The following is a 10,157-nucleotide window of genomic DNA, read 5'->3' as shown; positions in this document are numbered from 1 at the left end:
CCCAAGCACCTCGACGAGAAGGTCGCCCGCCTCCACCTCGACGCGCTCGGCGTGAAGCTCACCACCCTGCGCCCGGAGCAGGCCTCCTACATCGGGGTCGAGGTCGAGGGCCCGTACAAGCCGGACCACTACCGCTACTGAGTCAACGTCCCACGCTGCGGCTACTTGACGGACGCTTGGCCCATACCGTTGATGGGCTCTGTCAAGCAAACGACTTTGTCCCGTAATCGATGTGACGCACCGTGAACCGCACCAGGCGGTCCGGGCCTTGGGCGCGTCGGTGGTCTACGGCGCTCTGGCAGCCATCGTGTTCGTTTATGCACCGCAACGGCCTCGTCCACCGGCGCCATGCTCGCCGGAGCCCGCCGCCACCTTGCCCGAGCCCGGCCTTCCCCTGAGAGCGGAGTGGGCAACCGGACGTGGTCCTGGCGGGCGGGGAAGAGCACCTGCTCCTGCGGCGCCTGGTGGCGCTTGTCGAGAACGTCGACGACAGTGAGGCCGGGGCGCTTGCCACCGCCCTGCCCGCCTGAAGTGCGGCGAGTCCTGGAACGAGAGCGGTGTCGACATCCCCGGCCTTCAGTGCGAGCGCTACTTGCAGTTGTCCAGCCGGTGGACCGTTCGCGGCGCAGCGCCTGGGTGTCGTGCGTGGTGGCCACGTCCGTGATCACGTTGGGGCCGTCAGAGGCACAGGTCTCGGTCAGATGAGCGGAGAACCCCTTCCAGCTGATGATGTGTCCGTGACGTGCGTAGCGGGCCGAGGTGTCGTAGTGAGAGAGGATCGCCTGAGACGAGGGCGGCAGCCCCGGCCCGTCGTCCTTGTCGGCGGTGCGCCAGCGCAGGCGGCCCGCGGCGTCGAGGTGGTAGTTCTGCACCACGATCTGGCGCAGGGCCTGGACGCGGGACCCGAACGCACGGTCTGCCCCGTGCCGGTATGAGTGCTCCAGGAGCCGGACGGCGTCGTCACCGGTGGTGTCGATCCTGGTTTTGGGCCGGGTGGGGTTCTTGCCCAGGCGGACCGGGCGGCCGTAGCGGCGTCCCCACTCCTCGTCGACCAGGGCGTCCAGCAGGTGCCCGGCGGTGCCGGCGACCTCTGTCCTTCACCCGGGTGCGCACGCGGTCCATCAGGGCCACGTGGTCGATCCGGTCGAAGCACGCCTCGATATCAGCATCCAGCACCCAGCGATGGCCGTTGGTGCCGAAGTGATGGATCTCGGCGATCGCGTCATGAGCTCGCCGATTGGGCCGGAAACCATATGAGCACGGCTCAAAGCCCGCCTCGAAAATAGGTGCCAGTACCAATTTCAGCGCAGCCTGAACAATGCGATCCCGCACGGTGGGAATACCTAGACGGCGCAGTTTCTTTCCGCCCGCTTTCGGAATCATCCGCTCGCGGACTGGTAAGGGGCGAAACTGCTGCGCTTTCAAATCTTCGCGGAGCTCGGCCAGGAACTCGCCGACACCTTGCCGCTCGATATAGTAGGCGCTCTTCCCGTCAACCCCTGCCTGACCGTGCACCCCTGTTGTCCCGCACTCGCTCCCATGCAGTCAGGAGAAATGCGGGATCGCAGACGAGATTGAACAAATCACGGAACTGCCTGTCTGGATCGTCGGTCGCCCAACGGTGCAGCTTGGTCTGGATCTCTCGTACCCTGCGCTCCGCGCCGAACGACGTGAGCGTTGGTGCGTCGGTATTCACCGGCGTCCTCCGAGCATTCCAGCATCCGCCCTGCTGACTTGCTGGCCCCCTTCGCCATGTACGCGCCTTTCGCGCGCTCGGACTACTACGGGGCCTCCGCCCCACACTGCGGCCGATAGCCGACGACGGGCCTGCCCTTCGATGTCCTGGATGGAGCATCGTGAGGGCAGCCGCAGGTGGTTCCCACGTTCACCACCAACCGTTCGACGAGGGAGGTGCCCAGCTATACCCCGGCAGCCTCGCCACGAGTACGCCGCAGGCTTTCCTCGTGGCCTCCCCACCGGCCTATTCATCCCGGCTTCGGAGTCACCCGCCGCATGATCACGGCAGGTGTGCGCTGCGGACCGGCCCATATCCACCAGGTTGGAGCCGGCTCGACGCTTACGGAGCTTCACGCGCGGGTTCCTCTCGTACACCTTCTCGTCTCGCTTGCCGGACCCGCCCCGTCTGGTAGTTCCGGAGCGTCCCGGCGTTGTCAGGACTGCTTTCCACCCCTCCCGGCGACTCCCGGGTCAGGCTGTCCTCAGCTTCGTGGCCTTGCTGCGACAAGGCCACGGCGGCGGTCTTTCACCGCCGCACGGTCAAGCAGCGCCTCGTGGCGCACGAAAAGGTCGTCGAACCGACGGTCCGGATCGGCCGTCGCCCAATGGTGCAGCTTGGTCTGCATCCCCAGTACCCGAGCCCGAGAGCTCGGATCCTCGCTGTTCAGCGAGGTGACTTCTGGCATTGCACTCCCTCCTTGCATGTTCTCCGCTGCCGCCCTTCCCCATGCGACCGGCTTTCCTGGCCTCGGAGTACTACGGCGGCTCCGCCCCGCCCGATTCGTTCGGCTGTCGGTGCGCCTATCCACGTTCCTCATATGGAAGTTGAGGAGCGTGGAGCTGTGATCGAATGGTTCCCGTGTTCACTGTGATTCGTTTGTCGAAGTAGGAGCCCGACTATTTCCCAGCGGCCTCGCCACGAGTACGCCGCAGGCTTTCCTCGTGGCCTCCCACGCCCGCTCTTGAATACGAACGTGGGAGTTCTCGCCGTCCCTTCGGACGACGAGACGCACCGCGACCGGCCCAGATCCGCCTGGTTCGAGCCGGTGTCGGGGTTGAAGGACGTTGTCACGCCGGCTCCTCGCGTACTTCTCTTCGTCTCGCTCGCTGGACCCGCACCATCTGGCAGTGCTGGTACGTGCCGGCTTTGTCAGGGCCGCTCCCGTCTTCCCCGGCACCACCCGGATCAGGCTGCCCTCAGCTACACCGACCTGCTGCGACAGGCCGGGGGTGATGGCCTTTCACCTTCACTCGAACCACAGCGCCTCACGGCGCCACCAAGATCCCCGACAGAGTCAAGCTAGCGTCGACTCCACGAAAGCTGTACAGGGTTGCCCTGTTGCCTATCGAAAGGCAACAGGAATGCACCACCGTGAAATTTCCTGACCCGTAGCGCATTGTTCCTGGTCACGCGACTGCGTTGACCTCAATGCGTCAGCAGATTGCCCGGGTCTCCTCCGAAACTCGCCCTATCCCAACGGGCTTTTCCTGTGCATACTGATGTGGCCGAGGAAATTTCCCCGGTACTCCATTGTTGTTACGTCAAGGAGGATCGTGATGGCTGCCAAGGTTACGCAGAAGTCGGAAAAGCCAGCAAAGCCGGCAAAGAAGGCCCCCATGAGCAGCAAGGTCACCCGATACGGGGCGTACGTCAATCTGCAGGGATAATTCACCTCAGGCTCGGGGTGCGGGAACTCCTTCGCCCCGAGCCTGCGCGGCTACGGCGGTTGCCGGGAATTTAAGAGGCGGGTTTAGCTCGCCAGTAATCTGGCCGTCACTATCCGGTCTGCCCCCTTGCGCGGCGCAACTGGGTCCGGATTTCACGCGACCAAGGGTGGGAATTTCCTTTTCAAGGACCTGTCGACGCAGCCGCGGCGATCGCTGGCCATATCCTCGATCTACTGGATGAGAACGCCGACCTCTGTTCACCGGGCGTGGTCGGGGAGGTCTGCGTCATCGGTTATGGGGCTGGCCGGGGGTACCTGGGGGAGCCCGGACCGTACCGGCCGCCCGGTACGTATCTCACACGGTCCGCCCCGGGCGCAAGATGTTCCGCACCGGTGAGACGGCCAAACGACTCTCGGACGGCGGTCTGCTGCTTCTCGGTCGGATCGACGGGCAGCGCGTCGAGGAGGCGCCCACGCGCGTCACTGCCGGACTTCGGCGGGTTCAACTTCGGGACGACGTGACCCCTCCGAAACAAGCATGCCTGTGGCCGCGCCATCCGGGGCGCTTGAGCGTCCGGAGTCAACCGAAGGAGAGTCATGAGCAAAATCCAGGTAACCCGGGGCAACTGCCCTTGCCTGCGAGCGGACCCCAGAGAGCTCGCCGCCGGCCCTGACGGGCCTCTGTGTGCGGTGGAGGAGTCGAGTTGCGCTCCTGCAGATCTGCTGGGGGCGATGCCCGAAGCCGAGCCCGGCCAGCCCGGCGACATCGCCGTGGGTTCGGACGGCATGGTGGAGCTGCGTCTGTCCAAGTTTCTGGCCCTCTACGACCGCGACTTTGGCGACGACTTCCTGCTCATCACTTCCGAGCGGGTGCGCCGCGGCATCCGTCTCGTGGCGGACATCCCGCAGCCCGTCCACGAGATGAAGTGGACAGGCCCGGAGAGCAGGGCCCCGTTCGTCGAGCAGCTACGGGAGTGGCGTGCACGCGAACGTAAGGCATCCGTGCTGTGGATCGCGGAGGACCTGTTCGAGCATCTGCTGGACGAGGACGGGGAGGGCGTCAAGCTTGGCGCCATCTCCTACAACTCCTCGGAGTTCACCCCGCTCTCCCTCAGCCAGTACCTCCGGATCATCGCGGGCACCGACTACGAGTCGGAGCTGGCGGTTGAGGGGAAGATGCTCTCCCTGATGGAGGACGCCGAAGCGCTGGTGCTGGCCACGCCGGCGCTGGGCACTCGGTGTGTCTTCCAGCACCACGAGGCCGAGCACTGGTTCTCCTTCCACGGACCGCTGCGCTATGGCGACCAGACAGTGCTGCCGACCGGGGAGATTTCGACCCTCGCCGATGGGCCGGGAACCTACGACCGCAACAGTCGGCTGCCGATCGACGGTGAGATCGTAATCAAGGGCTCGCCGATCATCCACCGCGGCGACAGGAGCATAACCGCGGAGCACACCGCCGACACCTACACGCGCCTCGCCCCGATTGAGGATCTGCCCGTCGTGGCCCACGTCCGCAACGGGTATATCCACGACTTCACGGCGCCTATCCCGGAGGCCAAGCGCCTGCGTGACACGTTCCGCGCACTGGTGGAGGCCGAGCCGCGCTATCGCAAGATCCATGAGTTCGGCTTCGGCACTCACCCGGGCTGCGCCGACCGGCTGCGCAGCAACTTCCACCCCAATGAGCGCTGGCCTGGTATCCACATCGGCTTGGGGCTGGGTGGCTACACCCCGTTCCACATTGACCTGGCGCTCACTGAGGTCGAAGTACTCCTCGACTCGGCGGGAGCGGGCATGGTGCCGCTTTACCAGACGCTCGGTCTACGCCGCTGACGACGGCACCTCCCGCGTGTGTCCCGGCCTCTGCGGCCCGGTGCCACGCGTGGGGTGTCGATTAATGCTGGGTTCCTCTTTCAGCGGGCATGTGTCCTGGTGGCGGGGAAGTTGACGGTGCTCGGGGCGGGTGCTGGGCGATGGTTTTACGGGCACGACCACCATGACTCGCAGCTGACGCCGGCTGCTGCACCGGCTGCGGCACACCGCGCTCACGCACGATGCCGAGGGTGGCACCTCCACTCCGAAGCTGCTGGCCCGCTCCCGGTACGCCTCCGTCCGCTCCTTGGAGCGGTACGCCCGCCCCGGCGTCGACGCGGTCGCCCGGCATGTCGCCGATCGGGATCCCGCCGCACGTCGCCAGACGTGACACCACTCGTCTGCGGCTGGAGACAGCGGTTCATACCCGTGGCACCTGATGCGCTCGACTGCACACGCCAGCACGTCGTTGCGGGTGGCCGGGCAGGCGGCAGTGGTCGCCTCGCGGGACCCGGGGTTCGGGGCGGACAGCGACGCGGGGATCGTTGCGTCCGCCCCGAGCGTGCATCTCGCCGTCTACGCGGCGGGGGTGAGTTCGCCTTGGCCGAACAGCAGCGCCCAGCCGGTGGGGAGCTGGTGGAGGATGCGGGTGATCACGTCGGGGCCGGCGTGGGCTGTGACGGCGGCGAAGACGGAGCCGGTGTCCCAGCGAGTGGTGGCTGGGGAGGCGTCGGAGCGGGCGGCGAGGTCCTTGACGAAGGCCCATCCGGTCAGCGGCTGGGTGTCGGGGATCTGCGCGGTCAGCACGCGTGCGGCCTCCAGGGGCAGGCAGCGAGCCAGGTCGACGCGTTCGTCACCGGTCAGCTGACGCCCGAGCCCCGCGAGGACCAGGCGGACAGCTTCGTCGGCCCGCTCACGGGTGGGGTAGGCGCCCTCGTAGCGGACCTTCTCCAGCATCTGCTCGTACGCCGTCGAGTACGGCTGCTGGTGCTCAAGCGGTACGCGCGCGTCGGAGATCACTGCGGTGAATGCCTTTCACGGAGCCGTGGGGGTGCCGGGTACGGCACCCCCGGTCTTGGTCAGGTGGGCTGGGGGCGGCCGAAGAGAAGGTCGTAGCCGACGGGGAGCTGGAGCAGGATCTGCCCCATCAGGTCCTCGCCTGCCGTGTCGGCGACGGTGGACAGCATGGCGCTGACGTCCCAGGTCGCGGTCTGCTCGGTGGCGCCCTCGATCCACGCGGCGGTCGCGCGGACGAACCGCTCCGGGGGCAGCGGCTCGGCGCTCTGCAGTGGTTGAGCAGGATCAGGGCGAAGCCTCCGGCAGGCGTGCCGCGAGCTGGGCGCGGACCTCGCCGACCAGGTGTGCGCCGAGCAGGGCGAGCACCACGCGGGCCGCACGATCGGCTTCCTCCGCAGTGTCGTATTCGCCGCGTTGCTTCACGTGGTCGAGGAACGCTTCGTGTCGCAAGGTCATCGGCCGCCACCCCTTTTTGTCGTCGGACTGTCCACGGGGGTGCGGAGGGCGGGGAGGGGGAGATCAGGTGTCCGTCCTCCGCACCGGTCCGGCCGGTGTCAGCCGGAGATCTCCTTGCGGCCGGAGTCGACGCCGATGGAGATCTTGCGGGGCTTGGCACGCTCGGCGATCGGAATGCGCAGGGTGAGCACACCGGCGTCGTAGTCGGCCTGGATGCGCTCGGTGTCCAGGGTGTCGGCGAGCACGATCTGGCGGGAGAAGACGCCCAGCGGCCGCTCGGACAGCTCCACCTTCACATCTTCGGTCTTCGCCACCGGCCGCCGCTCGGCCTTGACGGTCAGCATGTTCCGCTCGACGTCGATGTCGATCGCGTCCGCGGTCACGCCGGGGATGTCGAAGGCCACCACATACTCGTCACCCTCGCGGTAAGCGTCCATCGGCATCACCGACGGCTTCGACCAGGTGCCCGGGCCCATCAGCTGCTGCGCCATCCGGTCCAGCTCACGGAAGGGGTCAGTGCGCATCAACATCGTGAAAACACCTCCAGCAGGTTCGAGCAGTTGCTGCTAATGCGCTGCACTGACACCGTTGTAACATGTCATCCAATGGATGACAAACATGATGTCGTCGACCCGATGACCGTCCGAGGGAGGTGCCCGTGACCGCAGCCGACCAGCCGTCTACGACCAGTACCGACGCCCACAGCCCGGCGTCCTTTCTCGCCGCGGCGGCGGCCCTTGCCGCCATAGACGACGCGCTGCGCGATGCCCAGCACGAGACCCCCGACGCCGCCCGGCCCGGTCCCGAGCAGACGCTGGCCTCCCTGATGCTGCTGCGGCAGGTGCGCGAGCAGCTCGCCGGCTGGGAGACCGGCCTGATCGAAACCGCCCGCGACGCGGGCGCCAGTTGGGCCGATCTCGCTGGCCCCCTCGGCGTCGCCAGCCGCCAGGCCGCCGAACGCCGCTACCTGCGCGGCCGCCCCGGCACCGTCGGCACCACCGGCGAGCAGCGCGTGACGGCCACCCGCCAGGCCAGGGCCGCCGAACGCGCCACCGCCACCTGGGCCCGTGCCCACGCCGCCGACCTACGCCGCCTCGCCGGACAGATCACCGCGCTCGCCCACCTCGGGCCCGAAGCGCGCTCAGCCCAGGCCGCCCTGCATGCCGCTCTCGGCGCCGCCGACGCCGCCGAGCTCATTGCGCCCCTGGCCGGCATGCGTCCCTACCTCGATGCCCGCCACACCGGCCTCGTCGAATCCCTGGACGCCCTCGAAGGCCGGCGCACGACGACAGCCGCTGACGATGACTGACTCCCACCACGCAGAGTCACATCATGCCGGGTGCGGTCCGGGCCGCCCCGAACCACGCCGACGGCGGGCAACGGTCCGTCTCGGCCCGAGTCCAAGTCCGTTCATGACGTTCCCACAGAAAGAGACTTACATGGGCAGCAGTGTCGAGACGCTGGAATTTCAGGCCGAGACCCGCCAGTTGCTCCGACTGGTGATTCACTCGATCTACTCGAACAAGGACATCTTCCTGCGCGAGCTGATCTCGAACGCCTCCGACGCCTTGGACAAGCTGAGGCTGGAATCGCTGACCGATTCCAGCCTCGCCGAGATCGACGCCACCGACCTGCACATCTGGTTGGAGGTCGACAAGGACGCCCGCACATTGACCGTCCGTGACAACGGGATCGGCATGACCCGGGACGATCTCGTGGAGCTGATCGGCACGATCGCCAAGTCCGGCACCGCCGGCCTGCTGGAGAAGATCAAGGAGTCCAAGGATGCCGCCACCGCCGAGAGCCTGATCGGGCAGTTCGGCGTCGGCTTCTACTCGGCGTTCATGGTTGCCGACAAGGTCACCCTGCGCACCCGGCGGGTCGGCACCGACTCCGGCACCCAGTGGGAGTCCGACGGCGAGGGCACCTACGACCTCCAGGCCGTCGACGGCCTGCCCGTGGGCACCTCGGTCACCCTGCACCTCAAGCCCGCCGACAGCGAGGACGGGCTCGCCGACTACCTGTCCGAGTCGAAGATCCGTCAGATCGTCAAGCGGTACTCGGACTTCATCCGCTGGCCGATCCGGATAGCCCCCGAGCGCACCGACGCCGAGGGCGATACCACCCGCGACATCGACACGCTCAACTCGATGAAGGCGCTGTGGGCCCGGCCGCGCAGCGAGGTGACCGAGGACGAGTACAACGAGTTCTACCAGCAGATCAGCCACGACTGGCTGCCCCCGGCCGAGACGATCCATATGCGCGCCGAAGGCACCTTCGAGTACGAGGCGCTGCTGTTCATCCCCTCGCAGGCACCCTTCGACCTGTTCTCCCGCGAGACCAAGCCCGGCGTGCAGCTGTACGTCAAGCGAGTGTTCATCATGGACGACTGCGAAGCGCTCATGCCCAACTACCTGCGCTTCGTCAAGGGTGTCGTGGACGCCCATGACCTGTCGCTGAACGTCTCCCGCGAGGTCCTCCAGCACGACCGACAGATCCGCGGCGTACGCCGGCGCCTGGTCAAGAAGGTCCTCGGCGCCATCAAGGACATGCAGTCCAAGGACGCCGAGCGCTACGCGAAGGTGTGGGCGCAGTTCGGCCGGGCGCTGAAGGAAGGCCTGGTCGAGGACACGGACAACACCGAGGCCCTGCTGGAGGTGGTGTCGGCCGCCTCCACGCACGACCCGGAGAAGACCACCACGCTGCGCGAGTACGTCGAGCGCATGAAGGACGGCCAGGACACCATCTACTACCTGACCGGCGAGACCCGCGCGATGGTGGAGAACTCCCCGCACATGGAAGCCTTCGCCGCAAAGGGGTACGAGGTTCTGATCCTCACCGACCCCGTCGACGAGGTGTGGGTGGACCGGGTCCCGGCCTTCGACGGCCACCGTCTGCAGTCCATCGCCAAGGGCCAGGTTGATCTCGACGAGTCCGCCGACGGCGACCTGGAAACCGACGCCGAGAAGGCCCAGCGCCAGCAGGACTTCGCAGCCCTGCTGGCGTGGCTGACCACCACCCTGTCCGAGCAGGTCAAGCAGGTCCGCCTGTCGTCACGCCTGACGACCTCGGCGGCCTGCATCGTCGGCGACGCCCACGACGTGACGCCGACCCTGGAGAAGATGTACCGGGCGATGGGACAGCAGATACCCCCGGTCAAGCGGATCCTGGAACTCAACCCCGCACACCCACTGATCACCGCCCTGCGCACAGCACACGACGCAGGCGCCGACGACCCCGCACTGGCGGAGATCGCCGAACTGATATACGGCAGCGCGCTGCTCGCCGAAGGGGGCGACCTGCCCGACCCGGCCCGCTTCACCCGGCTGCTCACCGACCGCCTGACCCGCACTCTGTAACCACGGGTACGGCCTGGCACAGCCGAAGCGCCCGGCCGCACCCACCCCGACCTCGCCACTCTCACACTCCCCCTGAACCCGCCTGCCCCGGCACCCCGTACGGGGT

General features: G+C 67.2%; 8 protein-coding genes and 1 pseudogene. 4 read left to right on the top strand and 5 right to left on the bottom strand.

Annotated elements, in window-relative coordinates:
• The coding region (locus ACFU53_RS43205; protein WP_384005270.1) for an adenosylhomocysteinase at nucleotides 1-141 on the top strand (141 nt) is incomplete at its 5' end.
• 819 nt (nucleotides 142-960) lie between these two features.
• Here ACFU53_RS43205 and ACFU53_RS43200 read toward each other — a convergent pair.
• Nucleotides 961-1,515 carry a reverse transcriptase domain-containing protein gene (locus ACFU53_RS43200; protein ID WP_384005269.1) on the bottom strand — a complete coding sequence of 185 codons (555 nt, stop codon included), beginning with the start codon at nucleotides 1,513-1,515 and terminating at the stop codon, nucleotides 961-963.
• 704 nt (nucleotides 1,516-2,219) lie between these two features.
• Nucleotides 2,220-2,423, bottom strand: coding sequence for a hypothetical protein (locus ACFU53_RS43195; protein ID WP_384005268.1), 204 nt, complete (start codon nucleotides 2,421-2,423; stop codon nucleotides 2,220-2,222).
• A 1,713-nt stretch (nucleotides 2,424-4,136) separates the two neighbouring features.
• On the opposite strand from ACFU53_RS43195, the gene ACFU53_RS43190 reads away from it, so the two are divergent.
• Nucleotides 4,137-5,240: a hypothetical protein gene (locus ACFU53_RS43190; RefSeq protein WP_384005267.1), complete on the top strand. Its 1,104-nt coding sequence runs from the start codon at nucleotides 4,137-4,139 to the stop codon at nucleotides 5,238-5,240.
• A 555-nt stretch (nucleotides 5,241-5,795) separates the two neighbouring features.
• Here ACFU53_RS43190 and ACFU53_RS43185 read toward each other — a convergent pair.
• From ACFU53_RS43185 to ACFU53_RS43175, 3 genes and pseudogenes are all read right to left on the bottom strand, one after another.
• Nucleotides 5,796-6,239 (bottom strand): DUF2267 domain-containing protein, encoded by a 444-nt coding sequence (locus tag ACFU53_RS43185; RefSeq protein WP_384005266.1) that lies wholly within the window; start codon nucleotides 6,237-6,239, stop codon nucleotides 5,796-5,798.
• A gap of 59 nt (nucleotides 6,240-6,298) precedes the next feature.
• A pseudogene (locus ACFU53_RS43180) lies at nucleotides 6,299-6,692 on the bottom strand (DUF2267 domain-containing protein).
• Nucleotides 6,693-6,790: 98 nt separating this feature from the next.
• On the bottom strand, nucleotides 6,791-7,222 hold the full coding sequence (locus ACFU53_RS43175; protein ID WP_384005265.1) for an Hsp20/alpha crystallin family protein: 432 nt from the start codon (nucleotides 7,220-7,222) through the stop codon (nucleotides 6,791-6,793).
• 128 nt (nucleotides 7,223-7,350) lie between these two features.
• Between ACFU53_RS43175 and ACFU53_RS43170 the strand changes: the two genes are divergently transcribed.
• Entirely contained in the window at nucleotides 7,351-8,001 is a 651-nt protein-coding gene (locus ACFU53_RS43170; protein ID WP_384005264.1) for a type III effector protein, read from the top strand.
• Nucleotides 8,002-8,131: 130 nt separating this feature from the next.
• Nucleotides 8,132-10,051, top strand: coding sequence for a molecular chaperone HtpG (gene htpG, locus ACFU53_RS43165; protein ID WP_384005263.1), 1,920 nt, complete (start codon nucleotides 8,132-8,134; stop codon nucleotides 10,049-10,051).
• The last annotated feature ends 106 nt before the right edge of the window (nucleotides 10,052-10,157 follow it).

It is taken from the genome of Streptomyces sp. NPDC057474 (assembly GCF_042802555.1).
Classification (GTDB): Bacteria; Actinomycetota; Actinomycetes; order Streptomycetales; family Streptomycetaceae; genus Streptomyces.
This window is presented reverse-complemented; position numbering and strand designations above follow the sequence as displayed.

Excerpts from the sequence above, each read along its gene's own strand:
- ACFU53_RS43195 (WP_384005268.1), bottom strand. The coding sequence starts at position 2,423 with ATGCCAGAAGTCACCTCGCTGAACAGCGAGGATCCGAGCTCTCGGGCT.
- ACFU53_RS43190 (WP_384005267.1), top strand. The coding sequence starts at position 4,137 with ATGCCCGAAGCCGAGCCCGGCCAGCCCGGCGACATCGCCGTGGGTTCG.
- ACFU53_RS43175 (WP_384005265.1), bottom strand. The coding sequence starts at position 7,222 with ATGTTGATGCGCACTGACCCCTTCCGTGAGCTGGACCGGATGGCGCAG.
- htpG (WP_384005263.1), top strand. The coding sequence starts at position 8,132 with ATGGGCAGCAGTGTCGAGACGCTGGAATTTCAGGCCGAGACCCGCCAG.